Below are 24,308 nucleotides of genomic sequence, written 5' to 3' on the forward strand. Positions count from 1 at the left end.
GGCGTGGAAATGAGAAAGCTCTTAGCGCTACTACTCCTAACAGTACTCATAGGTCCGGTTGTAGCTGAAGTTAGACAGGTACCACTTAGCGAGGTTAGGGAAAATGATGAGGGGTATTATCTATTCTTCTCCACTCTCCTGAAGCTCAGCGGGGAGGCCCTTGAGGATGTTGCGGAGGAAAATTTGAACTCAACCCTTCCTCAGAGGATTCAGGGAATAATTAACGCAACCCTTGTAGAATCTCAACTCTACGGTAGCTCGAGGATCGAGGATTTTCTACCTCCTTTCATCACCCTGGGAGAGGGAATAATGGAGATCTCTGATGGGCAGAGGATGATCCTTAACTCAACTTCACTTCCTGAAAAGCTTTCGGGGCTTTCCATGATGAGTAAAGGGGTTGAGAAGTGCGAGATCTCAATCTCGGAGATATCTGGGCTTAAGTTCAAGATGAGCAACGGAACGTTCAAATACCTGGATGTTTCAAAAGTTAAAGATGAGTTAGACAAGGTTAAAGACCTCGTGAGGACTTATAGTTTCATTCTACAGAGAAGGGAGGGGAAGGAATTCGTCCTGTACACTTCCGACTTAAACCCCTTTGTCCTGGAGAACGTGAGCTTTTACGGCTTTGCTCCCAATTTCTCTAGGGTTACAATTTTCATTGGAAACGAGAGCTTGGAGGCAGAGCTAAGAAATGATAGGTTCTACGCGAACTACACGTTCTTAAAACCTGGCCTTTACAGGGTTTATGCCCTCGGGGTTAAGGAGAATAAAAGTTTAGTTACATCAAATTCCCTAACGTTAAACGTTACAAGGATCTCGACGAGGATAGTAGTCCCTCGACTTGTTACCGCTAGGATCTTTGAGAACTTCACCGTCAATGGTAGCCTTGTTGACTACTATGGGAGATATGTCAGCGGCTCGATATTCGTCAATGGGAAGGAGCTTAGGGTTAACGGAACTTTTTCAATAAGGTTTAGCTTCTCCAAATACGGGAACTACAGCATAACTATTTTTTACCCGGGAAGTGAAGTTTACTCCCCCTCGAAAGCTGAGGTTAAGCTTACCATACTCAGGTTACCGGTTAACTTGAGCATCTCCGTGGATAAGGATAAGGTTAGGAAGGGGGAATCCATAAGGGTTGAAGGGAACATAAGCCTTGGGGGTGTCCCTGTTAAGGTGTGCGTTGATGAAGAATGCTTTTCAACTCTTTCCAGGGAAGGGAAGTTTAATGCTACCGTTAAGATGAACGAAACAGGGAGTCACGAGATTTACGCGGTCTTCGAGGGGAGCGAGCTTTACGAGCCCGCTAAGTCGAACGTTGTTGAGGTTGAGGTCTACTCCTATCCAATCCTTGAGGTTTCCCTAGTCTTAGCTTCCCTGTTCCTGGGTTACTTACTGCTCAACCTACCAAAAAGGAGGAGAAGGGGAATTATAGTTGACTATGAGGAGATAAAAGCCCTACTTAAGGAGGAAAAGAAGGAAGAAATTGAGAGAAGGAAGGGAATAAGGGATTACTACAGGAATCTATACTTTAGGCTGATAAAAACATTAAACTTGAGCAGAAGCACAACGCCCAGGGAGTTGCTTTCCCTGTTCAAGGGTAAGGAAATATACGAGGGATTGAGGGAGGTTACCTTGATACACGAGAGGAGCGTTTACGGGATGAAGAGGTTAAGGGTTGAAGAAGTTAAGAGGTTCTTCAGGGCCTTAGCTAGTGTTATCATCTCCCTCATCCTGGGTGAGGGAAGATGAGGAGAGCTCTCTACGTGATCCTAGTGATCTTCGGGATAACCTTCCTGATAACACCGGTTAGCATTCCCCTCTTCCTTTCGAACGCTGAATTCAGCATGCTGAACACGAAGTGGAACGGAATCTCCAGCTTCGCGAAGATGATCTACGAGAGGAAAGGCTTGGTGATCCCGTTAATGGATAGCCTAAACAACGTCGAGCTCAAGGGAGGAACTTTACTGATAGTCGGCCCCGACTTGAGGTATTCCTCACTTGAGATTGAGAAGATAAGGGATTTCCTTAATGAAGGGGGAACCCTAATCCTAATGGATGACTTCGGAACTGGGAACGAGATCCTTAAGGGTTTAAACTTAAGCATAAGGTTCTCCAGGAAAGTTCCCGTGGAGCCCTTCTACTTCAAGGATTACAGGCTACCCATAGTTACCGACATAAGGGATCCCGTCTTATCCAGGAACGTAACTTACATAGTGCTGAACTATCCAGCGGTAATCGTTGGATTTGGTGAAGGGAATGTATACACGAGCAGGGTTACCCTCCTGGGAAAGGACTTCAGGAGTTATCCTATACTTGTTGAGCTTAAGTATGGGAACGGAAGGATCGTGCTCTTCTCGGATCCTAGCGTTTTCACGAACGAGATGATAAAGATGAACAGGAACTTCGCGGAGAACTTCATAGACGAGTTCATAAATCCCCCGGTTTACGTGGATGAAGCCCACCACTCGAACTTCAATCCTTACTATGCTGGAACCATAGTCGTTAGGAGGAGCTTGGATAGGGAAAAATCCTTTTACGTAGTCTTAGCGGTTGCTGGATTAGCCCTATTCGTGGAAAGTGGGTTAGCTTTTGAGTTGTTTAACCTGGTAATATCCCTAGCTATTAAAATCTTCGTTAGGGGGGAGAAGGTTAGGGTTGAGGATGTGGTTGAAAAGCTAGCTAAGGAAGGCTACGACAGGAAAATCCTGGAGAGGATAGTCAGGGAAGTTGGTGGTTGAAATGGACGGTAGGAAGTTCCTTAAGCTGCTGAAGGAAGAGGTTCATAAAGCGGTCGTTGGGAAGGATGACGTTATAGAGTTATTAGCTATAGCCCTCTTAGCCGAGGGGCACGTTATGATAGAGGGGGTCCCTGGCGTTGCAAAGACGACGATAGCTAAGAGCTTCGCCCAAGTATTGGGCTTAAAGTTCTCGAGGATACAGCTTACCCCTGATTTACTACCCGCTGATATACTGGGTACCGTGTATTATGATCAATCCGATGGCCTCTGGAAGATAAAGAAGGGCCCAATATTTGCGAACGTAGTCTTAGCCGATGAGATAAACAGGGCCCAGCCGAAGACTCAATCCGCTCTACTGGAAGCGATGCAGGAGAGGCAAGTTACCATAGAGGGGAGAACCTTTCCGCTCGAGAAACCCTTCATGGTTATAGCAACTAAGAATCCTATAGAGTTCGAAGGTGTTTATAACCTCCCCGAAGCCCAGGTGGACAGGTTCATGCTCAACATAAAGATAGGTTACCCAACAAGGGAAGAGGAGGTTGAGATGCTGAGGAAGAAGGATAGGGGGGAGCTTGGGGAAGTTGGAAGGATTTTCTCTAGGGAGCAGATAGTTAGGATGATAAATGAGGTTAAGAGGGTTAAAACCAGTGAGGAAGTGCTGCACTACCTTTACGAGATAGTCAACGAGACGAGGAAGGATGAGAGGCTCATAGTCGGTGCTTCCCCCAGGGCTAGCGAGCATTTGCTTTACGCTTCAAAGGCTAAAGCTTTCCTTGAGGGTAGGGATTACGTGATTCCAGATGATGTGAAATTCCTAGCGGTTCCAGTCTTAGCCCATAGGCTTTTGATTAAGGCCGAGCACGAGATCGAGGGGATTAAGGGTGAAGACATAGTCAGGGAGATCCTGGAGAGGGTTGAGGTGCCCATATGAAGAGGGAAGACGCTTTGCTAACTCTCATAGGGGTTGATCTGCTTTACGGTTACTTGAGCAATAACTTAGCATCCTCCCTATTTGCCTTCCTCCTATTCCTCTACATACTTCACGAGAGGATTAACTTTAATCCCAAGGTTGACGTTGAGGTTAAGCTACCCGAGAGGCTTGAGGAGGGTAAGATTACAGAGGTAAATGTAGTCGTAAGGAATAGAGGTAGCAAAGGTATTCTAGAGGTTAAAATCGAGGGGGAAGATCTAATTGGCGAAGCTAAGAGGGTGAAGCTCGATAGCGGGGAGAAGCTCGTTAAGCTTAGCGTTAAACCCCTGAACAAGGGGGATAAGGTGCTCAAGGTTAAGGCTTTATTCGAGGATGAGCTCAACCTTTACTACAGCGAAGTTTACGAGGCGGAATTTTCCATCCAGGTTCTTCCCTCCGTTGATTCCATTAGGGAAGCAGCGAGGGAAGAGGTAAGCATTAGGATGAGGGAAGCCCTAAAGAAGGGGAAGATAGGGGTTGAGAGTACCGAGCTCTACGGTTTGAGGGAGTACCTTCCTGGGGATGACGTTAGGAGGATAGACTGGAAAGCTACGACAAGGCTTAGGAAGTTAATAGTCAAGGAGTTCATGAGGGAGAGCGAGGGAGATGTTTACATAGTCCTAGATGCAACCAGGGAGATGAGGAAGAGGATTAGGAGGAGTAAGATCGATTACGCCTCCTCCCTGGTTCTCTATATAGCTACGATCCTTATAAGGAGTAATAAGAGGGTTGGGCTAATCCTCTTCTCTGAGGATGAATTCAAGGTTGTGAAGCCCGAAAAGGGTTCTGAGCAACTGGAGAGGATTAGGGAAACCCTAAGGTTTAAACCGCTGAAGGGTTTAACAAGCTTCAAGGGCGAAGTTGGTAGGTTAAAAACCTGGGACTTCCTAAGGAAGCTCTTCCCCAGGAAGAGGAGAGGCGTGGAAGAGGCTTTGCTAAGCATAAGAAATCCATCCTACGTGATCCTCATAACGGATTTAATGAGCAATACTCCTAGGCTTTACTCAGCGGTTTCAATGGTTAAGAAGAAGCATAAAGTGATTATTCTATCCCCTAACCCGGTATTGTTCTATTCGGGAGAGCTGGATGAGGAAACTTTGAGATTCCTCTACGAGAAGTACAGGGAGAGGGAAAGGATCTTGAGGAAGTTCAACTCCCTAGTTCCAACCGTTGATTTGGGCCCGAGCGATTACGGAAGGGAAGTCTTGGAGGTGCTTGAGGGGTGATATGGATCCTTGCTAGCTTAATAGCTGGGATCGCATTAAGGGCTTGGAGCGTTTTCATCTTACCCTTGGCTTACATAATTGGTAGGAGGAACAGGGATCTAGGGTTGTTGACTTACTTCCTGTACGGGGTTCTATTAGTTAGGGAGGTATTTGTGAGGGATTTGATCTCGGAGGAAGCTTTCGTGAGCTTGGGCCTTCTGGTCCCTTCTGTTTTGGCGTTGAGGGAGATAGGGGAAGAGTTTAGGGTTGACGTTAGGGGATTAGTGGGATTGGGTGTTATGTCCCTCGGGTTTATATATAAGCCCGCTTTAGTTCTTGGAGTTATTATTACTGGAATTAGTTCTATACCATGGATCGAGCTCTCGATCTTAACCCTTCTCTTCCTTGTGAGTTACGTGGCTAGAGAGCATCAGGAGCTAGTAGTTGTGGGCTTCGTGCTCGTGATGTCAATATTATTGGCTAAACCAATTGAGAGGAGGGAGATGAGAGTTAAAAGTGGAAGGGGATTTTAAGAAAATTATATTTTTTGTAGTTGAGAGATACGTTTCCTGGGGTTATTTTTAAAAGAGATAAGTTGGGGTATCTATTTTAGCCCAGGTATAAACCGACCGGAGATTATTCCACGTACTCCGCTTTTATTTTAAGCTTCTTTGCAATCCTCCATTGCTCTTTGTCGCTAGTTAAAAGCTTGCCATATCTTTTTGCCTGGGCTAGGTAAAGTGCATCGTAAACCGGAATACTCCAGTTGATAGCTATGCTCATAGCATCCTTGAGGTAATGCTCAAAGGGTTCAAAATTTATGACATCCTCTTCAAGCCTCTTCAATGCTTTGAGCATTATTCCAACCTCTTCAGCTGATACAACTTTGTATAGCACGTAATGCTTCCAGATGGCGTTTGAGACCTCAGCTAAAGCTAGGGTTAGGGAGTGCGGATCATCTAGCAGGTATTTTCTGACTTCCTCCCAATTCTCTTCCCTTAATATGTATTTAGCTATGGATGATGCGTCAATTACTATCACGATCCTCCCTCACGTATTTTCTTGCGGTTCCCTTTTCAGTTCTTGGCAAATTCTCTAGCATTGCATCTATCTCCTCTAAGGCTTTCTTTCTTTTGTATTCCCTCACTTTGGCTTCAATGAACTTCCTGATCTCTTCGCTCCAATTTATGTCAATTTTCTTCATTTCCTTCTTGAGCTCGCTGGGAATTCTAAAGCTAATGACTTCCATGCATACCACCTTGATTACGATACAGTATTACGAATATATAAACATTATTGTATTCTGAAAAGTTTTGAACCCTGGGAATGGAATAGCGTAGAATACAAGGAGTCAATGATGTATTGCTGGAGGTTCTACACCTGAAACTCCCCCCTGTGAGCTATATAACGAAAGAAATAGGGGATTTTAATTATGCATTAGGTTTTTAATTTCTCCTCCTCATTAGGTAGTTGTCATGTCGGAGAGCTTAAAGCTCAAGCTTATTAAGAATGCGGCCTGGCTTTTTGGGGCTGAAATTATTTCAAAGCTATTAGCTTATGGTGTAATAGTTATCTTGAGCAGAACCCTTGGCCCGGAGGGATTGGGGCAATACTCTTTTATCTTCTATTACGTTGGGCTTCTTGGCATCTTTTCCGACTTTGGGATAAGTTATTATTTCATGAGGGAGGTTGCTAGGGATAAGAGTAAAGCTGAAGAACTCTTACCAGATGTTTTGGGTCTTAAAATTGTTCTTGCTTTGATCAATTTTGGTGTTATAGCTGTTTTAACACTTTTCCTCCCAAAGCCAAGATGGATGAAAGTCTTGATATTATTAGTAGGAGCTGAAGCTATGTTCATGTGGATTTCTTATATGTTTGTAAACCTTATGTATGCTCACGAGGTCACGAAATATGAAGCCATAGCGAGAACAATTGAGAGAGTTTGGGCGTTCTTTGTTGGAGGAACTATTCTTTACCTTTACAGGTCTTTATCCCCCTTTATAATTGCCCTTCTCGTTGGTTACATGATAAGGGAGTCCCTTAGAATAAAGTGGGGAAGTAAGTTCGTTAAAAAGGTTAGAATATATTTTAGACTAAAGAATTGGGTTTTTCTGTTGAGAAAAAGCTATCCATTCTGGCTAATTGGTCTCTTTACCTTAATTTACTACCGTACCGACATGGTAATGCTCAGCTTGATGAAGGGAGATTACGAAACTGGGATCTATAGGGCGGCTTATACCTTAATTGAGGTCTCCCTATTTGTGCCGAATATCGTTGTATCTACAACGATGCCTTCAATAGCTAGATTATGGAAAGAAGATAAAAGAACTTTAAATATTCTTATGAAAAAAAGTATACAGATACTAGTAGGATTGGGAGCTTTAGCTTTAGCTGGATATTTTGTCTTTGCTCGTCTGGGAATCCTTATCGTATTCGGTGAAAAGTTCCTCCCAAGTGTTCCAGTTCTTAGAGTTCTAGCTTTTGCGGTACCTTTCATGTTTTTAAATTCTCTTTTTGGGAGCTTTCTGAACGCAACTGAAAAAGAAGGGGTATTTACTAAAATAACGGGGCTTACAGCGTTGTTAAATGTTGTGCTAAATTACCTCTTAATAATGAATTTGGGGGCAAAAGGGGCTGCCACGGCTACTATAATTAGTCAGGGGATAGCTACAGTACTAAGTGTTCTGGAAGTTAACTATTAAAGACCTTATAGCGTTAGATATCAGATTTTTTTCATTTTTATCATCGGTAATGTAAATATATGGAAACCAGTGATTTTTTAAAACTTCTCTAAACTTTGTGTCTGAGAGGTGACGCTTTTTTACTCCTATAATCTTTCTCCCCTTAATATTAAAGGTTGTTGCCGCATATTCTTCAAAACCGAGCATATCTGCAAAGGCTTTTGCAGAAGGCTCAATTGTTGCGGTGAGCAGGACTTTCTTTGCCCTTTTATACTTTCTGATTTCGGCGAGAACATCAAGATTTATTGGCACTTTTTTAGCCCATTCCCTTGCAAAAGATAATAGGTCTTCGTAATCAAGCCCAAAAGTCATAAACGAGAGGACGATTTCATCAGCTCTGCGTTTATCCATAAGTTTCGATAGGAGTTTAACTAGTAACCATCCCTCCCTTGCAATAAGATAACGTAGCGGCCTCTTCTTTTTCCTGAAGTAGTCGAGCAACAGCTTGTAAGTTGAGTTATATTTAAGTGGTATAAGAGTTCCGTCAAGGTCAGATATGACGTGGAGCGTCATTTTGCATCACCCTTATAGAAACAACAGTCACTTTCCAGTGAGGGTTGTCACTTATAATGGCAACATCAAAAGGTAGTGAGCGAATGTAGTCCCACCGCTTTACTTCTGGCGTATCGTGGAACTCGACGACAAGACCTTCAACGTCATAGATGCGACCAGTCTTTAGGAGCTTATCTATTATTCCATATTCACACCCTTCACAGTCGAGTTTTATTATATCCGGTTTGAATTCGTTCATCACTCTTATGATGTCTCTCACCTTAACACTCGTCTTCTTACCTGCTCTTATATATCTGGACGCACCAAGCGAGAACTCATCTGGAATGAGAAACTCAACCATGCTATCTTTCTCTCCAACAGCCTCATTTATTGCGACAATTATGTTGTCAAACTCGTTCAGTTTTACATTTTCAACCAACAGCTCATATGCCTCTCGTTGAGGTTCAAAGCTGACGACCTTTTTTGCATCGTTCAGAGCAAAGAACAGAGCAGAATCGCCGATAAATCCACAAACATCCAGAACTGTTTTACCTTTGTAATCGAAGACCTTGTAATCTTCCCTCACAAACATCTCGTAAAGACTAAATACTCCGGTGACACCTTTGCTTGTCATCGCTAGCCTAAACTTAACAATCCTGCCGTTATATATGAATTCTGCTATAAAGTTGCTCCCAACCCTTAACTTGAGTTTTTCAATAACATCTCCTATGTATCTCAGCTCGGAGGGTCTGAAAGGTATGCCATCAAGGATGACTTTGCCGTTCCTCACTTTAATGCTCTTGAAGTGCTTGAACACATCACATACATACACCAAATCGCTTATGAAGTATTTTGAAGGATCGTCTATCTCGATTATCTGCCCGTTTTTGCACTCCAGACGCTTTACACTTCTGAGGTATTTGAACAGAAGTAGCGTTATCAGAGGTCTCTTGATACGAGATGATATCTCTTCTAAGATGTTCAACATTGAGTTCATTTCGCACCACCCCTAAATACTTTTGAGCCAGCATAGAACAGAAGAGAATATCCAAGTAACACCGCAAATACACCCAAGACTGGAAGGTAGTTAACGACATTTAAAACGATGAGAGGAGCACTGAAGATGAAGAACATAATCCCGGGATACAGCAAAAGGTGAAAGAGCCTTGTTTTTATGAAAACACATTTAAATTTTTTCATAGCATAATCAATTCCTCCGTAGAAGGAAAGTGATGCGGAGTATAGTGAGATCACGATAATGGTGCTCTTCTCAGGTGCAAACAAGATAAGTGGGAACATTATGGAAAAGTGCTTAAGATATCTAAGCATAGCCAAGAAACCATACGCCCTCTTTTCAGTCGAGATGAAGTTATAAACAATGAACAGGGCAATCATTAAAGATAGAATAGCCGAATACTCGACAAGAAAACCCCTATCAATTACCGAGTATTCATAAGTTAGCAGGAGTGCAAAACTGAGAATTAACACCCTCTCCAGAACGTAAAAGACGCTTTTTATGGGTGAGATAAGGGGCAAAACAGTCCTCGCAAACTTGCCCTCCCTTCTCGAAGATATGTTGTCGTTGATTATGTAGCCAATCTCGTAAGCAGTCATAAACAGCAGAAACATAATGGTAAAAGCGACAACGTTCGAAATCGAAGGATTAACAGCAAAATAATACGTTATGACCGGCAGGTTGGGTAAGTAGCCAGAGAACACACCAAGAAGTAAGCTTATTTTTCCCTTAGGAGCACCGCCATACTTTTTAACACCCTCAAAGAACCTCTTAAACGTATATACAACGGGCAACGGATAGACATTCACTTTCTATCACCCCCTCGAAGCGAGGTAGCTTAGGAGTATTAAAACAACGTTAACCGCAAAGGGAATCAAATACTGACGGAGCAAATCAGTATTGCCTAAATAGACGAACGAAACCAGAACGGTAAAGGTTGATAGGCTCGTGACTTGAAGATACATCATAGAGAACCTCTCAACCCTTCTCTTGAAGTCTCTTGGAGGGTTGTCCTTGCAAGCCGTTTTTAGGTAGTGAGCCTGAGAGAACCTGACCGCTATCGGCAGGATGAAGGACAGTGTTATGACGTTCTCAACCAGCGTTCCAGTGATTATGAAAGGTAGCAGGAGAACAAATGCCTTCATAAATTTGAGCGGGAAGCTGAGCATAACCGTTCTTACGTGCTTGGGAGTAAGGTCATAGAGGAGAAAAACCAGAAACAGTGTGACCTCCGCCAGAATTACCTGAGTTGAGTATTGTAGACCGACCAATTTCAGGAATACCAACGTGAAAATCACAACATATATTGCCCTTGAAAGGGCGATAAGCAGGGAATCAAACACTGTTAGCTTTACTCTAACCTTGTGAACCTTCCCTTCAACTCTCCGTGAGATGGTGTCGTTCATCAAATAGCCAAGTTCGTATATTGAGTTCATCAACAAGTAGCCGAGAGCAAGGAAAATAATAGTTTTTAGAGCCGAAAAAGCGAAGAGATAATAGAGAACCAACGACAATAATGGAGCGTAGTCATACATAGCGAAGCTGAGGAGCGTCTGAAAAGTTACATTTATAAATGACCTCTTCCCGTTGCCCGACTTCAATACGTCCGAATAAACCCTAAGAAGCCCGTATCCAGAGGGTATGAGTGCAATTGCTCTGATTTTATTATTTAGAGCTATCATCCTATTAACCTCCTTAAAATCCCCCTAATCGGAATGAATAAGTCAAGTATCCACAACAGAGTTAAATACGATTGATGAGACCTCGTGAGCCTATAACCCTTGAGGTAATCAAGGTATTTCCAGAATAGTTTTCTCGCTTCAGCCCTTCCCAGAGAGTCTGAGACGGATGTGATGTAAGTCATAATGCTATAGGGCATCTGGTAAGACTTTAACAGCTTGCATACTTCGTCAGATACTTTCGAAATCTCCTGTATTCTTGTGCAGACTTCTTCATAAACTCTTATCGTTTGCTCTATCTTACTCTCCTGCTTTATTTTATCGCTCCTCACCATAGATGCTCCCCTTACGAGATGATAGAAGTCTGGACTGGGGACAACGTATATCCTGTCAATTACCGAGAGGTACTGGGTGTAAAAGTATATGTCCTCAGAATACCACAAGTGCTCTGGAAAGCGTATTCCATAGTTCTCAACTATCTTTCTCCTCAGGAGCGAGTTTCCGTTGCCGAAGCGGGCCTTGAGCTTCAAAACGTCTTCCCAAGACACTACACCGTGTTTTGAGGCTTTAACATGGACTTTCTTGTCACTATCCTCAAAAACGTCGTAGTATTCAGTTGAAACTCCGCCGAAGCTCTTTATGTTACTCACAGTATCCTTGAGAAAAGTTTCGCTCCACCAGTCATCACTGTCTACGAATGCCAAAAACTTTCCAGAAGATACCTCTATTCCCATATTTTTTCCAATCATGGGGCCACTCCTTGGCTTTGGCGTCTTAAGAACTTCTACTTTATTGGGATATCTATCCTTAAACTCAAGGAGAAGCTCGTAGGTACCGTCATTGGAATGGTCGTCAACTAGTATGAGTTCCCAGTTCGTGTATGTTTGCTTTTCTATTGAGGTAAGAAGTCTCGGAACGTAATTTTTAGTATTGTACACTGGAACAATGATAGATACCTTTGTCATCCTCGCCCCTAAGCAAATCCTAAGATAATGTTAAAAATTTTAGTGCTACTCTTTATCAATGGCAATGGATCGAGTAACAAAGCAATTAACGGTCTCAAAGCTTCTCTCACTGGCAAACTTCATCCCTAAAGATAGTCAAAAAATACTCTTTTACTCTACTCCAGATGTTTCGGATAATGCTCTAGCTTTATTTAAATACATTTCAGAGAAAACAGATGATTATGAACTAGCTTGGCTTCTTAACAACCCTAACTCTCCCTCTGTAAAGACGCTTAAAGAAAAATATCCAGAGGTAAAGACTATCTACCTATATTCGCTTGAAGGTCTAAAGGAACTTTTAAGATCCAAGTTTGTTGTTTTAACGGATGTCTTACCCTTAACTCCCCACCGAGGACAAAAAATAATTCAGCTCTGGCACGGTCTCCCCGGAAAGAAAACTGGCTATGAGCACCCCCTTAACGTTAAAGATCTATACCTCTATATGGATAAGTGGACTACCGACTTTGTAACTACATCCGAGCTCGTCGTTGGAGCTTTCGTAAGGCAGTTCATGATAAATCCAAGGAAGTTCAGGATCCTTGGACAGCCCAGAAACGATGGCCTCTTTGACAATCTAAAGGACGCTAAAAACATTCTTTCCTCAATACTGGGAAGGGATGTTGAGGATTACGATCATTTAATATTGTACGCACCAACTTACAGGTACACCAGCTATATGAAAGACTTTCAAGCGAGCGTTAATGTTGTCAAAACCCTCTTTCACCATAAATTCTTAGAATTCCTTAAGGAGGAGAACATCTTGCTCGTAATAAAGCCTCATAAGTTGGTTGCGGATGTCATAAAACCTGAGATAAAGGAGAATTCAAACGTGATTCTGTTAACGGATGAGCATCTCCAATCACGCCTAATAACAATAAACGATGTGATGGGTGCTTTTGACATCTTAATAACCGATTACTCAAGCATCTTTGAGGATTACATACTTTTGGAGAGGCCAATCCTCTTTTACCTACCTGATAGGGAAGCCTTGGAAAGAAAGAGTGGCTTTCTCCTACCCTACGAGTTTTTCGCTCCTGGGAGAAAGCCTGAAACCCTTGAAGGTCTTATACATGCATTGAAGATTTATATGGAAGACCCAGAAGTAGATAGTGAGTGGAGAAAAACCGTTAAAAATCTCCTTTATGAAGTTGGGAAGGATAATAAATCCTCTGAAAGGATATATAACCTTATTATCAAGCAGAAATAGGTTTTTTAGAAATATCTCATTACTTTGCAAAAGTTTTTTTAAAATATTCATTAGGTCATTAACTGGTGATCCTAATGAAGTCATATTATAGATTGCTTGGACATTATTATTTGTTACTTCGATTTTTTAAGAATTTGAGGGATCTAGGTGTTTCATTATTAGAGCTCGAGAATATTTTAGGTGTAATATATTGGTACCTTTTCAAACAAAAGTATTCTACACGTTGCAGATGTTGTAGTGAGTTGTATATTAATCAGACGAATATAAACCCCTATTATTTTGCATCCGCATGTAAATTAAAGAAAATGGGATTACCAGTTGAAATTCGAAATAGTGTCTTTTATTATGATGGATTAGAAGTCTATCCAACCGTTATTCCATACATAGCAAGAGTGATTAAATATAACTGGCAAGTATTTAATATGAAGGGAAATCCTATGATATCATTTACTGTAAAAAATCACGATTTTAAGGCTGTGTTACTTAAGGGATATGAGGGATTATTACAATTCTATGAGCAGTTTATTCTAGAACAATATGGAATGTTTGACTATAAAGATAAAACAGTTATTGATATAGGGGGCTTTATAGGGGATACTGCATTGTACTTTTATTCGAAAGAGGCACGTAAAATAGTATCTTTTGAGCCATCTAAGAAAAATTACACAATTCTTATTAAAAATATTACCTTAAATAATATCAAAAATGTAATACCCATAAATGCTGGAGTTTGGGATGAAAATACAAAAGGTATAATTACTAACCCTGCTCCTACTGCCTACAGAGTAAAAGAAGAGAGCAAGGGTGATGTTGCCTTAGTTTCAATATTAGACATCATAGATTCTTATAGGCCAGATATCATTAAAATGGATTGTGAAGGGTGCGAATACAAAGTTTTCGAAAAGCTCCTAGAAACTGGATATATCTACGATGTTCCTGAATATGTATTTGAGGCTCATGGAAACATCAAAAATGAACTTTTAAGTAAACTTAGAAGCTTAGATGAATTTAGGCTTTGTGTCCATAGTGACCTAGGAAATATGGCTATAGTATCCCTTAAAAAGCTATGAAAGACTAAAGGGGGTCTCCTAATGGTCACTCTGATCCTTCTCGCTGGCGGATCCGGAACTAGGGCGAGCTTGAATTTGCCGAAGCAGTATTACAGGATCGAGGAGAAAATGGTCATAGAGTACACGCTGGAGAACGTCTCCAGAGTTAAAGGTGTAGATAATATAATCCTCGTATCGAATCCACGGTTTATGGATACCGCTTTAGAGCTAAAGGAGAGCTTTCCTAAGATAAAAGATGTCGCGAAAGGGGGGAGGACGAGGAATGAATCGATATACAACGGATTCATGAAGGTTCCACAAAAAGAGAGCAAGATCCTTGTACACGATGCGGTAAGACCTTTCACTCCTAGATGGGTGTTTGAGAGAATAATCTCTCTGTTGGATGAGAGAGATGTGATAACTACGGTAAACCCAATAACTGGGAACTTAATAGAACTCGATAACGGGAAGGTGAAAAGGATATACGACAGGTCTAAATTTGCCATAGGAGAAGCTCCAACTGGATACCGCTATGGGGCATTAAAGAAGACGCTTGAGGTTGCGGTGAGCAACGGGACTTTAAATGAAATTCCTCATGATATAGTTTTAGCGATGAATGCGGGATTCGATGTTTACGTTCTCCCATGTAATTGCTTCAACTTAAAAATAACTTTTAAAGAGGATATTGAAATTGCGAGAACCTTGATAAAGATGCTGGAGGAGCGGGAGTGAAGCCAAGGATTTCAGTTATAATTCCAACCTACAATAGGGAGGAGCTTCTTAGGAGGGCTATAGAAAGTGTGCTAGACCAGACCTTCGATGACTTTGAAATTTTAGTTATAGATGGCGCTAAGAGTGAGTCAACTCGAGAGCTTGTTCGTTCCTTTGGTGATGGAAGGATAAGGTACATTCCACAGAAAGGAAAGGGGATTGCTAATGCCCGTAATTTGGGTGTTTCAAAAGCAAGGGGAGAGTTCATAGCCTTCCTTGACGACGATGATAGGTGGAGGAGGGATAAGCTTGAGCTTCAGCTTGAGCTTTTTAAAGTCTTACCTCAAAGCTATGGCGTTGTATACACGGCCTTCACCTACTATTACTTAGAGAAAGATAAGGTTTTGGGAATAAAGCATCCTAGGGCGAGTGGTGATGTATACAAACACCTCTTGAAGGATAACATCACGGGAACTTCTACTATTATGGTGAAGAGGGAATGCTTTAAGAAAGTGGGGCTTTTTAGGGAGGACTTTGTGACCTGTGAAGACTGGGATATGTGGCTTAGGATGGCGAAGGTATGCTACTTCGGAGCTATAGATGAACCATTAGTTGATTACTCCATTCATTCGGGTCAATTTTCCTTTGCTAAATATTTAGAAGGGAGGTACAAGATGATAGAAAAGCATTTGGATATAAAGCGTAACCCTAGGGTCCTTAGCTATCATCTCCTGCAAATTGGGGTTTTAAAACTTTTTAGCGGAGACAAACGTGGGGTTGAGGATTTGTTAAAGGCCTTTAGACTAAACCCAACGATCAGGGGAAATATCTGGGATATATTGTCTTCATTCGTTGACGTGAGGACGAGGATATATATTCTTAAGTTCCTGGGGCGACTTTAAAAATAGGTGTGGGCATGTTCAAAAGAAGGGAATATGAGCGGTGGATAGTAGAGGCCAAAAGAACACTTTCTTCTGCATATTCTGACCTGAAGGAAGGTTACTATGAATGGGCAAGTTTTAAAGCACAGCAAGCAGCAGAATTAGCTGTAAAAGCGATTTTGAGGGGATTAGGATTTGCCCCTATAGGACATTCTATTACGCGCCTTTTGAAGGATCTATCTGGAAGTCTTAACTTAGATATCCCCAGGGAGATTCTATATTTTGCAATGGAGCTTGACAGGAATTATATAGCGCCAAGGTATCCTGATGCATACCCGGAAGGTTCACCTTTCGAGTACTATTCGGAGGACATTGCTAAGGAACTTGTAAAATACGCTGAAAAGATAATTAAATTCGTAGAGGTAGTGGTAGATGAGCTTCAAGCAACTTAAAGAGCTTGTGGATAGAATAGTCAAATACCTAAACGGAGATGTCACCGTAATCCTCTTTGGTTCCTATGCTAGAGGAGACTATAATAGAACCAGTGACTTTGATATTGTTGTTATTTCAGATAGGCTAGATGGAAACCCGTTGGAAAGGACAAAGCCATTGTACGCCTTAAACGAGGACTTCCTTCCGGTTGACATAATAGCCTACACAAGGGAGGAGTTCTTGAAGGCGTTAGAAAACCTCTCCCCAACTGCCCTTGATGCTATTTCATACGGGAAGGTTCTATACGATGATGGATTTTATAAGATAGCCAGAGAAAAGTTCGAGGAACTCAAGAGGAAGGGGCTAAGGAAGGGGAAGTATTGGATGATAAGAGGTTATTAAAGGGGATGTCTATGAGCTTTTTCAAAAATTTCATCGGAAAGAGAGTAAAGAAAAGGGAAGGGCTTAAGTTTACGTGGAAGGGAGCTTTAAGGGAGTTGAAAAGTAGGTATTCATCGGTTGAACTTCAGCATAAAGCTCTCGAATGGTGGATCTCTCCAAAGGCCGGAGATTTTCAAAAGAAAGGTTATTAAAAATGTAAGCCTTCTGGGCTAGTTGCTAAAATCTTCATTTGTTAATGCCTTTAGAATTTCTTCTGCAGAATCTATAGCTTTTTTAAGGGCCTCTCTGTCAATTTTAACTTCTATCTTCTTTTTTCCAATAATTCTTTTTTCTTCACCATAGATTTTTACTATGGTTGGATTTAAGGCATAGTGGTCGGAGGCAACACGATAAACATGAAGGAAGATTATCTCACGATCTAATGCACTTGATATCATATCTTGGAGAAACATTCTAAAAGGAAAATAATCCTGGTTGGATCCCTGGCCTGGCCGATTTTCTAGGAAGTATTTCTTGTTTGCCCAGAATATGAATAAAGAAAAGTAAAGAGCACTTATAGCTCGTCTTATGAAGACTTCATCAAGCTCGTAATTTTTTGAAACCACAAATTCTTTAAGTTTCTGTATAAATTTTGAAGGGTTCATCTGATTTACTCTCTCAGCCCTTGAAGGCATATTATTGCCACCTTTGATACTAATTCCTTAAATCCAGCTTTTTCCATCTCACTTTTAACTTCTCTAACGATCCTTCCCCACTCTTCCCAAGTGCCATTTGGGAAAATTATCTCAACAAATAGGGGTTCTTGTGTTTCTGGGTCTTCAACGATATCTAGAGTGGGTGATCCAAGGTGAGGATATTTGTTAGAGAGTACTTCTAACAGTAAGGAAAGCTCAAAGATGTCAACTAGTGAAGCAATTTTCAGGAGGGTTTTTTCATTAAGCCTCCCAATTATCCCTGGGATATATGTGCTATTTTGAGCGATCTTTATCTTAATGGTACTGAGTATACCGTTATCTAATTCTGACCAAATTTGAGTACCTCTCCAGAGTGTTGAATATGTATCATGATAATTAGTCATTGCCATCTATATCACCTCACTCCATAATTTTCTCCCACGTAATTTTCGGAACCCATCTAACTACGTACCATGGTTCTCCATTTGGAGTTTTTATCTGAGTATTTTTTGATGCCATCACGGGCTCAATTTCAACCCTAATTTTGTATTTACCTAATTCTGGGTCCTCATATTCAACTTCTTCCAGAGCGGATTCCTTTTCGATAATTTTTATCTGTATCCAACCTTCTTTGGGAGGTATCTTGGATGGGGCTATAGGTTTCCCTTCTAGTTCTCTCATGCTCTCCTCTGAGGGATAGACTGATATTCCAGTCGTAATATTTACACCAAACTCAACACCAAAAGGAGAAGCTTCTTCAAAAGGATGGACATCGACTATTGCCACTCTGAATTTAATTAGGGTGTTATCTTCAAGTTTTATATTACCCCATTTAGTATTAAGAACTCTATTGAGTTTTCCCACTTTACTCCCTCCTTATAGAATGTAACCAAGAATATTAAAATGTTTTGCTTGGTTAAAAGAAAAGAAAGAATAAAAATGCCTTTTATCGAATCAGCTTCTTACTCGCTGGTTATTTTGTTAATAGCCTTTAAATGTTGGAATAAACTCTAAAAAGGCATTATAGGGAAGTCCTAAAATAGGTGTACACAAAAGGTATGGGGGAAGGGAAATGTCAATCATTATTAATAAGAATGGTGTCTTTAAACCTTTAAAGAAAGTGAAGCTAAAAGATTGTCAAAAAGTCAAAATTAGAGATGTCTCTAAGTACTATGGAGTATTTGGAAAAGCTTCTGCAAAAGAATTAGAGGAATTGGGAGAAGATGCTCAAATGTAATACCTAGTCCTACTTTAAGATTAAATGGTAAGTGCAGGGGGATGTTGGCATGCAACAATCACTTTGTACATAAAATCAAAAATGTTATATATAATGCTTTCTAATTTTTGGACAATGTTAACAAAAACTGAAGTTGATGCTCTTTTGAAACTTGAAGATAAAGAAAAAACTATAACCGAGCTAGCGGAACTAAGCTTATCCATTTATCGAACCTACGCCCTAGTTGTATCCCTTGAAAGGAAAGGCTTAGTAAAGACAGAAAAAAGAGGAAAATACAGGATGGTATCGTTAAGTGGGACAAAACCGGTTGAAATCTTGAGGAAATTAATGATTAAGTTTGGCCACATGCCTCTAGAAAAGATCCTAAGTGGAAAGAATCTTGCTCTTCTCGCTGTTCTTGAGAACATTCCATTAACTTCTCGTGAACTCTATGTAAAAAGCAACCTTCCAAGGAGCACCTTTTATCATGTAATCAATAATCTTTCGAAGTATGGACTCATAGGGAAAAGAAATGGGAAGTACTTCCTGATAGAGAAATATGAGCTATTTCACATCTTTGCAAAGGAAATTTATGAACTGCAAAATCTAATAAGGGCTAGAGAATTCTCCAGGAATTCAGTCCTAGTGTGGAGTGGGGTTAGTGAATTCATACTCTCAACGGAAGAGTATAAAGGGAAGGATGTTGGAAACTTTCACTTAACTGGACTCGAACGGTTTAGTGACTTTGGAATAGATGTCATTGGAGCTGGGAGATATCACTACTACTATTCTGAGAAGGTAAGGAGACTTTCGCTGGAAGATATTATTGTACACGCGTTGCTCATAGATTTTAGCCCGAGAACAATTTTGTATTCGCTCGTTCTATTGCTTACATACAAGGATAAGGTAAATAAAAAGAAGCTCTTTGAGCTTGGGAAAAAGTACGAGGTTAACACTAGAACTCTATTGGGATATCTCAAAGGAAAAGAAGTTAAAAGATATCCGTACCCATCTATGAAAGAAGTTGTTGAAATTTTCAAACTATACTTTGGTGAGGAGAGTGAAAACGGTAACTAGAAAATCTAAATTTCACCTATTGGAGGAAAAGACTAGGCGACTAAATATTAAGCCTCTAAAAGTTTATTTAATTGGTGGAGGCAACTTAGCTTTGAGAGGCCTTAAAAGTGCAACAAAAGATATTGACATCATAATTCTTGATGAGAGGCAATTTTCCATTATGCAAAGCCTTTTAGAGACTCCAATACCAAAAATGCCTGTTTATGTTAGACAATATCAGTCTCAGTGGAATTATAACCTTGGCATGAGTTCTAGGTACTCTCATTTCCTATATGGGTTTAATCTCGAAATTTTTGTAGAGAGTTCTTGGTAAGCTATATCTTTCTAAAGACATGATCTCAAGAGCTGAAATTCCTCAAGAGTTTTCCTCACATAGGTTCTTTAGGATATATTTAGTTTCAAGAGAGGATCTTTTCCTGTTCAAAAGTGTAACCTCAATAGAAAGAGTAAGGGATATTGAAGATTTGATTGTACTTGTTGAAACTGGACTAGATTATGAGGTAATCATTCGTGAACTTGAAAATCAGCTCTCTAAGGATGACTCACTTAGGAGCTTAATTCCGATGACAATCCATCAGCTTGATCTTTTAATGGAACAAATTGGGACTGTAAAAGGACTTATCCACCTCATGGAATATTTAATAGGCAGGGATTAAATGAGCGAGATAAGCCAAAATCCTCTAGATTTCAATGCTCTTTGGATTCCTAAGTAGGATAGTAATAAGGAGTGTAATGTTTAAATAATTAATTATAGAATAGGTAGAATTATGAAGAGAGTAGAGAGTAGGATTGGAGTTTTGGGAGGCAAGCCTGTAATCAAGGGGACGAGGATACCTGTGTACCTGATCTTGGAGCTTCTTGGGGCCGGACTTACCATTGAGGATATCCTCAAGGAATATCCGGAATTAACTAAGGAAGACATCCTTGAAGCTATTAAATTTGCCTCAAAGCTTGCAAAGGTGGAAATCATTGATGCGATATCTCCTTGACGAGAATGTCTCGTTTATAAGGCGGCTACAAGAAAAGTATGATGTTAAAAGAGTCCAGGAAATACGGTGGGGTTTATCCGATAGGGGATAGCAAGAAAAGAAGGACGTGTTCTAGTTACTTTAGATAAGGACTTTGCCAGCCTTCAGCTGGCTTCAAGAAAAGTGACCGTTGTGCTGATTGATATCCACCCACCCCTGCCCTGGGAGGTCACAGAAGTATTTATGAATAGCATCAAAATAATTGAGGAGAATCCTGGAAAGCTTATAATAATCAAGAAAAGTTATTATTCTTTGACATGTTATTAAATATTAAAATCTGGCTTATGTAGGGAGAAGTACATCCCAGCGAGCTTGGCACTCAGACTCTAGCCTTAGGTTTTATGTTCCGCACATTCCTTGGAGTGAATGAGTTAAGCTTAGTTGTAATTGGAGAACCAAACTTAAATCTAATTAGAAATTCTTTCGCAGCACTCCTCAACGTTCTCTTAAATTCCCTATTTCGTTGCAAACGTTTTCAACTCTTCTTGGCTTTACAAGAGGACTAAAATTTATCTCTTTAGTAGGAATTACGTAAAGTCTTTAATTATTAGCTTCGTTTTGCTTGGAGTTGTTAAGGAAATCCATCTAAAGGTGCTCTATTCCAATCCTTGTAGTATTCCTGGGGGCTTATTTCTTTTTAGTCTTGCTGAGTAGGAGCATTGATAGGGAAGACATTGAGCTGTTGTTAGCTATAGAGAAAAAGCTTGGTGTGAACCTGAGAATAGTAAAGAAAATTTTAAAGAGATTCGTCTAGTTGACAAATAAGAAGGTTAAAAAGTCCCAATTTAGTCTATATATGTCACTCTTAATCCCATCTTCCTTGCTTGTCCCTTATTATTCATTGTGATTAATTTTAGCTTCTAATTCCCTTGCTTGTGCTAAGAACAGGCTGTCATAAGTTGGTATGTCATAATCCATAGCAATTTCCAGAGCTTCCCGTAAATATTTCTGACCCGGCTCTAGTGTTATTAACCCTCCCTTACGAGCTTTTCCATTTGCTTGTGAAGTCCTGGAGCTTGTTTCCTCGTTAGTATCTTGTACTCCTTTATGTACTTTCATATTACATTTGTAGTTTCGATGATTAGCATGTCAACTGCATGTGGTTCTAAGCGGGGATCCAGATATTGTATTACTTTTTCCCAGCCTTCTTCCTTTATTAAAAACTTCGAAAAAGCAGAGGAATCAATGACTATCACGATCCTCCCTCACCAACTTTTGTGCCGTTCCCTTTGGTGCGGTAGGTAAGGTTTGAATATAAGCCACAGCCTCTTGTAGAGCTTTCCTCTTCTTATATTCTCTAATTTTCTCTTTTATGAACTCCCTAATTTTCACTTTCTTCATCTCCCGCTTAATTTCTGGCGGAACATGAATACTAATAATAACATCTCCCATAATTAATATATAATGTAAGACCAGATTCTGAATGAGACGTAACACATTTTTCTTCTGAATAAATACCAGTTAGAGTTATATAGGGCATCTTCCATCATGTGGGCGATCAAATGGATTCGCCAAATCTCCATGCTACTTTTCTCAAATCTTGTAATTTCTTGTTTAGAATTTTATGTCAAAATAGCTCTCCTGGAGGAGATAGAAGAAATCTTAGAAAATGCTGAATCTTGGTTAATTGACCAAGAGAAAGCTAAGATAGTGGAAGGCAGAGCATTAGATCTTATGGACAGAGGGTAATTAACTTAGTTTTGTGAATAGAAAACTGGGAAAGATAAATTTCATCTTAATTTAAAGCTGTACTATTGTGGAAAGCTAAAAATAAAACCCTTTATCGGGAAATAAATAGTAGTGGAACAATACTCTTAGAGCTTGGAGTTCTTAAAATCTAGAGCAATGCTAAAAGGTTCAAAATAAAAGGGTTCACTTTTTGTAGGCACTTTCTCTCGGCCGAATATCCATGATTACAATAACTTTTTCATCCCAATATACAGTATAGAAAACCCTGAGTTGCCAGTCCTTAGGCGATAAGTGTTCGTTTCCTTAGTTTTTTCGCCTTTGACAGGCTTTAAATCATATCTATAAATTCAGCCAACTTTTTGCGTTGGGCAGGTTTAAGGAATTTCTTCGCCTTTTTAATGACATCTTTGTCTACAATGACCTTGTACAATATCCTCACCTTTTTACTCTCTCAACTTTTTAATGGCTTCTTCAGCTGTTAACCCCTCTTCTGGATGCTTTTTTAAATGTTCGGACTTTTTCACAAGCTCTTTGTAAATTTCATCATTGATTACTTCAGGTTCTTCTCTTTCAACTTTTAATTTAATTAGTTCAAGCTTAATCTCCTCGAGCTCTTTCTCGATTTTTTCGATGCGCTGAAGGATTACATGAACACTCTCAGCCAATAATATCACCTCCATAAATCGTTCTTTCTCTTAATATATAAATTATTTTTCGAACTTAAAACAAAAATATCTTATTGCTCCTGTTCTTTAGATTTGCTTGTATGGGCCAATGAGACTTCTGCTGACCTTCTAAATGATTACGTAAAAACTTTGCCAGCACTTCCATGACTATCTATTGGATTACCCAATTTAAAGGACACTTATGGTAACTGTGAGCCATTCAGTAACACCGCCCAGTAACTTATTGAACCCAGACAGAAAAATAAAGTTATGAACTCTCCTCCGTCCTTGGCTCTAAAATTATTCCGGGAGTGCTTCATCTGCTCTTTAAACCAGCGTTTAATGCTGTTCCTCGGCCCAGGGATTACATAAACAAGGAATTTAAAAGCAGTACTTTACCAACCAAGCTGACCCTTGCAGAATTTCAAAACTACCAGGATAAAGTTTCTGGCAATCCACAATATAAGTGCTTAAATAGGGGGGAGAATGGAGATAAAGGCAAGAGTGGGAAGAGAGGAGGAATTACAAAGAGGAAGTTCGACATAGGCAAGATGAGGTGAAAGAATCAAAGGGCTTGGCTAATGTTTCAGAGTAGGAATTATGTTGTTGACCTGCAACGGGAAGAGGGTTAAGCTTACTAGTGGGGAGGAGTTTGAGGGCCTCCTCAAGGCTAGGGATCCTTATTTTGTCAGCAACAAAGAATGGGTCGATTTACATTAACAAGATCCTTACATTAAGCCTCTTGAGGAAGTCGGGGGTGGTGATTGAGTGGCGTGGGTGAGAGGGATTGCATTTTAATAATTGCCGCATTCCCTTTGTTTTTTTACTGACCTCCTCCCGCCCTGAAGGACGAGTCATAAAAATTGAGAATAGCAAAACTCTAAAATGGTTTGATTATTATTGAGCAATATCAGGGAGTGGGCAGTAATGATAACCTTTACTGAGCATGCAAGGCGGAGACTTAAAGAGAGGAGAATTGGAGAGGATGAGGTTAGGCAAGTTCTAACAGAACCTGAGTGGAAATTTTACGATCTCAGGAATGGTCACCAAATAGCAATAGGGCCGAGAAGAAAAGAGGAACACTATCTAATTACATTCTATGATCAAGAAGAGGAAATTATAAAAGTAGTGACGGTTATAGATGTTAGCAAAAGCTTAGAAAAGATAATTAAGAGGAGATTAGAAGGTAAAAGGTGGGTTGAATTATGAAAGTTAGGTATGATCCGAAAGCTGATATCCTATATATACTCATTAAAGAGGGGGAAGTCCTTGATACTGACGAAATTGATGAGGATGTTTGGATAGAGTATGGTGAAAACGGTGAGATAATGGGCATCGAAATATGGAACGCTGGGGAAAAGGTCATAATGAATGCTTTGAGGGAAATAGAGAAGTACACGAAAGGCCAAAAAGCAAAAGCATACTAGCTT

At 40.3% G+C, this 24,308-nt stretch carries 35 protein-coding genes and 1 pseudogene; 22 read left to right on the top strand and 14 right to left on the bottom strand.

Translation table 11 applies throughout. The annotated features are described in order from the left end of the window. Window positions 1-9: 9 nt before the first annotated feature. Genes PH_RS01730 through PH_RS01750 form a run of 5 tightly spaced genes read left to right on the top strand, consistent with a single transcriptional unit; the run spans window position 10 to window position 5,449 of the window. On the top strand, window positions 10-1,752 hold the full coding sequence (locus PH_RS01730) for an Ig-like domain-containing protein (RefSeq protein ID WP_048053106.1): 1,743 nt from the start codon (window positions 10-12) through the stop codon (window positions 1,750-1,752). Continuing rightward, window positions 1,749-2,741, top strand: coding sequence for a DUF4350 domain-containing protein (locus tag PH_RS01735; RefSeq protein WP_010884476.1), 993 nt, complete (start codon window positions 1,749-1,751; stop codon window positions 2,739-2,741). The genes PH_RS01730 and PH_RS01735 overlap by 4 nt, the downstream gene beginning before the upstream one ends. Before the next feature lies 1 nt (window position 2,742). Beyond that, a complete protein-coding gene (locus PH_RS01740; protein ID WP_048053107.1) occupies window positions 2,743-3,672 on the top strand; it encodes an AAA family ATPase in 930 nt (309 codons plus the stop codon). After that, a complete protein-coding gene (locus PH_RS01745) occupies window positions 3,669-4,937 on the top strand; it encodes a DUF58 domain-containing protein (protein WP_010884478.1) in 1,269 nt (422 codons plus the stop codon). The genes PH_RS01740 and PH_RS01745 overlap by 4 nt, the downstream gene beginning before the upstream one ends. Further along, entirely contained in the window at window positions 4,934-5,449 is a 516-nt protein-coding gene (locus PH_RS01750) for a hypothetical protein (RefSeq protein WP_010884479.1), read from the top strand. The genes PH_RS01745 and PH_RS01750 overlap by 4 nt, the downstream gene beginning before the upstream one ends. 103 nt (window positions 5,450-5,552) lie before the next feature. On the opposite strand, the gene PH_RS01755 is transcribed toward PH_RS01750, so the two are convergent. Both PH_RS01755 and PH_RS01760 read right to left on the bottom strand, forming a co-directional pair. Further along, window positions 5,553-5,957, bottom strand: a complete 405-nt coding sequence (locus PH_RS01755) for a type II toxin-antitoxin system VapC family toxin (RefSeq protein ID WP_010884480.1) — start codon at window positions 5,955-5,957, stop codon at window positions 5,553-5,555. After that, the gene (locus tag PH_RS01760; RefSeq protein ID WP_048053108.1) at window positions 5,944-6,165 is read right to left on the bottom strand and encodes a type II toxin-antitoxin system VapB family antitoxin; all 222 of its coding nucleotides are present in this window, start codon (window positions 6,163-6,165) and stop codon (window positions 5,944-5,946) included. The genes PH_RS01755 and PH_RS01760 overlap by 14 nt, the downstream gene beginning before the upstream one ends. Before the next feature lie 226 nt (window positions 6,166-6,391). Between PH_RS01760 and PH_RS01765 the strand changes: the two genes are divergently transcribed. Further along, window positions 6,392-7,618, top strand: coding sequence for a flippase (locus PH_RS01765; protein WP_010884482.1), 1,227 nt, complete (start codon window positions 6,392-6,394; stop codon window positions 7,616-7,618). On the opposite strand, the gene PH_RS01770 is transcribed toward PH_RS01765, so the two are convergent. Genes PH_RS01770 through PH_RS01790 form a run of 5 tightly spaced genes read right to left on the bottom strand, consistent with a single transcriptional unit; the run spans window position 7,592 to window position 11,808 of the window. After that, complete coding sequence (locus PH_RS01770) at window positions 7,592-8,170, bottom strand: HAD family hydrolase (RefSeq protein WP_010884483.1); 579 nt, start codon at window positions 8,168-8,170, stop codon at window positions 7,592-7,594. The two genes, PH_RS01765 and PH_RS01770, sit on opposite strands and share 27 nt — an antisense overlap. Continuing rightward, window positions 8,148-9,146: an FkbM family methyltransferase gene (locus PH_RS01775; RefSeq protein ID WP_010884484.1), complete on the bottom strand. Its 999-nt coding sequence runs from the start codon at window positions 9,144-9,146 to the stop codon at window positions 8,148-8,150. Before PH_RS01775 ends, PH_RS01770 begins: the two co-directional genes overlap by 23 nt. Further along, window positions 9,143-9,973, bottom strand: coding sequence for a hypothetical protein (locus tag PH_RS01780; protein WP_010884486.1), 831 nt, complete (start codon window positions 9,971-9,973; stop codon window positions 9,143-9,145). Before PH_RS01780 ends, PH_RS01775 begins: the two co-directional genes overlap by 4 nt. A gap of 6 nt (window positions 9,974-9,979) precedes the next feature. Further along, window positions 9,980-10,846: a hypothetical protein gene (locus PH_RS01785; protein WP_010884487.1), complete on the bottom strand. Its 867-nt coding sequence runs from the start codon at window positions 10,844-10,846 to the stop codon at window positions 9,980-9,982. After that, a complete protein-coding gene (locus PH_RS01790; protein ID WP_010884488.1) occupies window positions 10,843-11,808 on the bottom strand; it encodes a glycosyltransferase family 2 protein in 966 nt (321 codons plus the stop codon). Before PH_RS01790 ends, PH_RS01785 begins: the two co-directional genes overlap by 4 nt. Window positions 11,809-11,866: 58 nt before the next feature. Between PH_RS01790 and PH_RS01795 the strand changes: the two genes are divergently transcribed. The 7 genes from PH_RS01795 (at window position 11,867) to PH_RS01825 (ending at window position 16,720) form a co-directional block, all read left to right on the top strand. Next, window positions 11,867-13,054, top strand: coding sequence for a CDP-glycerol glycerophosphotransferase family protein (locus PH_RS01795; RefSeq protein ID WP_010884489.1), 1,188 nt, complete (start codon window positions 11,867-11,869; stop codon window positions 13,052-13,054). Between the two features lie 74 nt (window positions 13,055-13,128). Then, window positions 13,129-14,124 (top strand): FkbM family methyltransferase, encoded by a 996-nt coding sequence (locus PH_RS01800; protein ID WP_048053109.1) that lies wholly within the window; start codon window positions 13,129-13,131, stop codon window positions 14,122-14,124. A gap of 21 nt (window positions 14,125-14,145) precedes the next feature. Then, complete coding sequence (locus PH_RS01805) at window positions 14,146-14,835, top strand: IspD/TarI family cytidylyltransferase (protein ID WP_010884491.1); 690 nt, start codon at window positions 14,146-14,148, stop codon at window positions 14,833-14,835. Beyond that, window positions 14,832-15,716: a glycosyltransferase gene (locus PH_RS01810; RefSeq protein ID WP_010884492.1), complete on the top strand. Its 885-nt coding sequence runs from the start codon at window positions 14,832-14,834 to the stop codon at window positions 15,714-15,716. Before PH_RS01805 ends, PH_RS01810 begins: the two co-directional genes overlap by 4 nt. Window positions 15,717-15,730: 14 nt before the next feature. After that, on the top strand, window positions 15,731-16,147 hold the full coding sequence (locus tag PH_RS01815; RefSeq protein ID WP_048053110.1) for a HEPN domain-containing protein: 417 nt from the start codon (window positions 15,731-15,733) through the stop codon (window positions 16,145-16,147). Then, a complete protein-coding gene (locus tag PH_RS01820; protein WP_010884494.1) occupies window positions 16,128-16,529 on the top strand; it encodes a nucleotidyltransferase domain-containing protein in 402 nt (133 codons plus the stop codon). Before PH_RS01815 ends, PH_RS01820 begins: the two co-directional genes overlap by 20 nt. A gap of 11 nt (window positions 16,530-16,540) precedes the next feature. Continuing rightward, window positions 16,541-16,720, top strand: coding sequence for a hypothetical protein (locus PH_RS01825; RefSeq protein WP_048053111.1), 180 nt, complete (start codon window positions 16,541-16,543; stop codon window positions 16,718-16,720). Between the two features lie 18 nt (window positions 16,721-16,738). On the opposite strand, the gene PH_RS01830 is transcribed toward PH_RS01825, so the two are convergent. Genes PH_RS01830 through PH_RS01840 form a run of 3 tightly spaced genes read right to left on the bottom strand, consistent with a single transcriptional unit; the run spans window position 16,739 to window position 18,067 of the window. Then, on the bottom strand, window positions 16,739-17,203 hold the full coding sequence (locus tag PH_RS01830) for a hypothetical protein (RefSeq protein ID WP_010884496.1): 465 nt from the start codon (window positions 17,201-17,203) through the stop codon (window positions 16,739-16,741). After that, window positions 17,179-17,613, bottom strand: a complete 435-nt coding sequence (locus tag PH_RS01835; protein ID WP_010884497.1) for a hypothetical protein — start codon at window positions 17,611-17,613, stop codon at window positions 17,179-17,181. The genes PH_RS01830 and PH_RS01835 overlap by 25 nt, the downstream gene beginning before the upstream one ends. Window positions 17,614-17,623: 10 nt before the next feature. Further along, a complete protein-coding gene (locus PH_RS01840) occupies window positions 17,624-18,067 on the bottom strand; it encodes a hypothetical protein (protein WP_010884498.1) in 444 nt (147 codons plus the stop codon). A gap of 208 nt (window positions 18,068-18,275) precedes the next feature. Between PH_RS01840 and PH_RS01845 the strand changes: the two genes are divergently transcribed. The 6 genes from PH_RS01845 to PH_RS10095 all read left to right on the top strand — a co-directional run bounded on the left by PH_RS01845 (window position 18,276) and on the right by PH_RS10095 (window position 20,791). Then, the gene (locus PH_RS01845) at window positions 18,276-18,440 is read left to right on the top strand and encodes an antitoxin family protein (protein ID WP_048053112.1); all 165 of its coding nucleotides are present in this window, start codon (window positions 18,276-18,278) and stop codon (window positions 18,438-18,440) included. A 114-nt stretch (window positions 18,441-18,554) separates the two neighbouring features. After that, window positions 18,555-19,496 carry an ArsR family transcriptional regulator gene (locus tag PH_RS01850; protein ID WP_143522636.1) on the top strand — a complete coding sequence of 314 codons (942 nt, stop codon included), beginning with the start codon at window positions 18,555-18,557 and terminating at the stop codon, window positions 19,494-19,496. After that, window positions 19,480-19,809, top strand: a complete 330-nt coding sequence (locus PH_RS01855; protein ID WP_048053113.1) for a hypothetical protein — start codon at window positions 19,480-19,482, stop codon at window positions 19,807-19,809. Before PH_RS01850 ends, PH_RS01855 begins: the two co-directional genes overlap by 17 nt. Before the next feature lie 19 nt (window positions 19,810-19,828). Next, complete coding sequence (locus PH_RS01860) at window positions 19,829-20,152, top strand: hypothetical protein (protein WP_010884501.1); 324 nt, start codon at window positions 19,829-19,831, stop codon at window positions 20,150-20,152. 111 nt (window positions 20,153-20,263) lie between these two features. Beyond that, the gene (locus tag PH_RS01865; protein ID WP_010884502.1) at window positions 20,264-20,485 is read left to right on the top strand and encodes a DUF433 domain-containing protein; all 222 of its coding nucleotides are present in this window, start codon (window positions 20,264-20,266) and stop codon (window positions 20,483-20,485) included. A 147-nt stretch (window positions 20,486-20,632) separates the two neighbouring features. Then, window positions 20,633-20,791 (top strand): hypothetical protein, encoded by a 159-nt coding sequence (locus PH_RS10095; RefSeq protein ID WP_394295104.1) that lies wholly within the window; start codon window positions 20,633-20,635, stop codon window positions 20,789-20,791. A 788-nt stretch (window positions 20,792-21,579) separates the two neighbouring features. On the opposite strand, the gene PH_RS09945 is transcribed toward PH_RS10095, so the two are convergent. Continuing rightward, window positions 21,580-21,720 carry a hypothetical protein gene (locus tag PH_RS09945; protein WP_231833709.1) on the bottom strand — a complete coding sequence of 47 codons (141 nt, stop codon included), beginning with the start codon at window positions 21,718-21,720 and terminating at the stop codon, window positions 21,580-21,582. After that, window positions 21,707-21,916, bottom strand: a complete 210-nt coding sequence (locus PH_RS01875; protein WP_048053548.1) for a type II toxin-antitoxin system VapB family antitoxin — start codon at window positions 21,914-21,916, stop codon at window positions 21,707-21,709. Before PH_RS01875 ends, PH_RS09945 begins: the two co-directional genes overlap by 14 nt. Before the next feature lie 96 nt (window positions 21,917-22,012). On the opposite strand from PH_RS01875, the gene PH_RS09950 reads away from it, so the two are divergent. Further along, window positions 22,013-22,213: a hypothetical protein gene (locus PH_RS09950; RefSeq protein WP_010884505.1), complete on the top strand. Its 201-nt coding sequence runs from the start codon at window positions 22,013-22,015 to the stop codon at window positions 22,211-22,213. A gap of 443 nt (window positions 22,214-22,656) precedes the next feature. On the opposite strand, the gene PH_RS01885 is transcribed toward PH_RS09950, so the two are convergent. Next, window positions 22,657-22,887, bottom strand: a complete 231-nt coding sequence (locus PH_RS01885; RefSeq protein WP_394295105.1) for a hypothetical protein — start codon at window positions 22,885-22,887, stop codon at window positions 22,657-22,659. Between the two features lie 180 nt (window positions 22,888-23,067). Next, a pseudogene (locus PH_RS09955) lies at window positions 23,068-23,336 on the bottom strand (IS6 family transposase); the annotation flags it as partial. Window positions 23,337-23,805: 469 nt separating this feature from the next. Here PH_RS09955 and PH_RS01895 point away from each other — a divergent pair. Both PH_RS01895 and PH_RS01900 read left to right on the top strand, forming a co-directional pair. Next, complete coding sequence (locus PH_RS01895; protein WP_048053114.1) at window positions 23,806-24,087, top strand: DUF4258 domain-containing protein; 282 nt, start codon at window positions 23,806-23,808, stop codon at window positions 24,085-24,087. Beyond that, the gene (locus PH_RS01900) at window positions 24,084-24,305 is read left to right on the top strand and encodes a DUF2283 domain-containing protein (protein ID WP_010884509.1); all 222 of its coding nucleotides are present in this window, start codon (window positions 24,084-24,086) and stop codon (window positions 24,303-24,305) included. The genes PH_RS01895 and PH_RS01900 overlap by 4 nt, the downstream gene beginning before the upstream one ends. Window positions 24,306-24,308: the final 3 nt, after the last annotated feature.

The sequence above is a fragment of the Pyrococcus horikoshii OT3 genome, assembly GCF_000011105.1.
GTDB lineage: Archaea > Methanobacteriota_B > Thermococci > Thermococcales > Thermococcaceae > Pyrococcus > Pyrococcus horikoshii.

Coding starts and splice junctions, on each gene's coding strand:
- PH_RS01730 (WP_048053106.1), top strand. CDS start 10: ATGAGAAAGCTCTTAGCGCTACTACTCCTAACAGTACTCATAGGTCCG.
- PH_RS01735 (WP_010884476.1), top strand. CDS start 1,749: ATGAGGAGAGCTCTCTACGTGATCCTAGTGATCTTCGGGATAACCTTC.
- PH_RS01740 (WP_048053107.1), top strand. CDS start 2,743: ATGGACGGTAGGAAGTTCCTTAAGCTGCTGAAGGAAGAGGTTCATAAA.
- PH_RS01745 (WP_010884478.1), top strand. CDS start 3,669: ATGAAGAGGGAAGACGCTTTGCTAACTCTCATAGGGGTTGATCTGCTT.
- PH_RS01760 (WP_048053108.1), bottom strand. CDS start 6,165: ATGGAAGTCATTAGCTTTAGAATTCCCAGCGAGCTCAAGAAGGAAATG.
- PH_RS01765 (WP_010884482.1), top strand. CDS start 6,392: ATGTCGGAGAGCTTAAAGCTCAAGCTTATTAAGAATGCGGCCTGGCTT.
- PH_RS01770 (WP_010884483.1), bottom strand. CDS start 8,170: ATGACGCTCCACGTCATATCTGACCTTGACGGAACTCTTATACCACTT.
- PH_RS01775 (WP_010884484.1), bottom strand. CDS start 9,146: ATGAACTCAATGTTGAACATCTTAGAAGAGATATCATCTCGTATCAAG.
- PH_RS01785 (WP_010884487.1), bottom strand. CDS start 10,846: ATGATAGCTCTAAATAATAAAATCAGAGCAATTGCACTCATACCCTCT.
- PH_RS01790 (WP_010884488.1), bottom strand. CDS start 11,808: ATGACAAAGGTATCTATCATTGTTCCAGTGTACAATACTAAAAATTAC.
- PH_RS01795 (WP_010884489.1), top strand. CDS start 11,867: ATGGCAATGGATCGAGTAACAAAGCAATTAACGGTCTCAAAGCTTCTC.
- PH_RS01800 (WP_048053109.1), top strand. CDS start 13,129: ATGAAGTCATATTATAGATTGCTTGGACATTATTATTTGTTACTTCGA.
- PH_RS01805 (WP_010884491.1), top strand. CDS start 14,146: ATGGTCACTCTGATCCTTCTCGCTGGCGGATCCGGAACTAGGGCGAGC.
- PH_RS01815 (WP_048053110.1), top strand. CDS start 15,731: ATGTTCAAAAGAAGGGAATATGAGCGGTGGATAGTAGAGGCCAAAAGA.
- PH_RS01820 (WP_010884494.1), top strand. CDS start 16,128: ATGAGCTTCAAGCAACTTAAAGAGCTTGTGGATAGAATAGTCAAATAC.
- PH_RS01825 (WP_048053111.1), top strand. CDS start 16,541: ATGAGCTTTTTCAAAAATTTCATCGGAAAGAGAGTAAAGAAAAGGGAA.
- PH_RS01830 (WP_010884496.1), bottom strand. CDS start 17,203: ATGCCTTCAAGGGCTGAGAGAGTAAATCAGATGAACCCTTCAAAATTT.
- PH_RS01835 (WP_010884497.1), bottom strand. CDS start 17,613: ATGGCAATGACTAATTATCATGATACATATTCAACACTCTGGAGAGGT.
- PH_RS01845 (WP_048053112.1), top strand. CDS start 18,276: ATGTCAATCATTATTAATAAGAATGGTGTCTTTAAACCTTTAAAGAAA.
- PH_RS01850 (WP_143522636.1), top strand. CDS start 18,555: ATGTTAACAAAAACTGAAGTTGATGCTCTTTTGAAACTTGAAGATAAA.
- PH_RS01860 (WP_010884501.1), top strand. CDS start 19,829: ATGATCTCAAGAGCTGAAATTCCTCAAGAGTTTTCCTCACATAGGTTC.
- PH_RS01865 (WP_010884502.1), top strand. CDS start 20,264: ATGAAGAGAGTAGAGAGTAGGATTGGAGTTTTGGGAGGCAAGCCTGTA.
- PH_RS01875 (WP_048053548.1), bottom strand. CDS start 21,916: ATGGGAGATGTTATTATTAGTATTCATGTTCCGCCAGAAATTAAGCGG.
- PH_RS09950 (WP_010884505.1), top strand. CDS start 22,013: ATGTGGGCGATCAAATGGATTCGCCAAATCTCCATGCTACTTTTCTCA.
- PH_RS01895 (WP_048053114.1), top strand. CDS start 23,806: ATGATAACCTTTACTGAGCATGCAAGGCGGAGACTTAAAGAGAGGAGA.
- PH_RS01900 (WP_010884509.1), top strand. CDS start 24,084: ATGAAAGTTAGGTATGATCCGAAAGCTGATATCCTATATATACTCATT.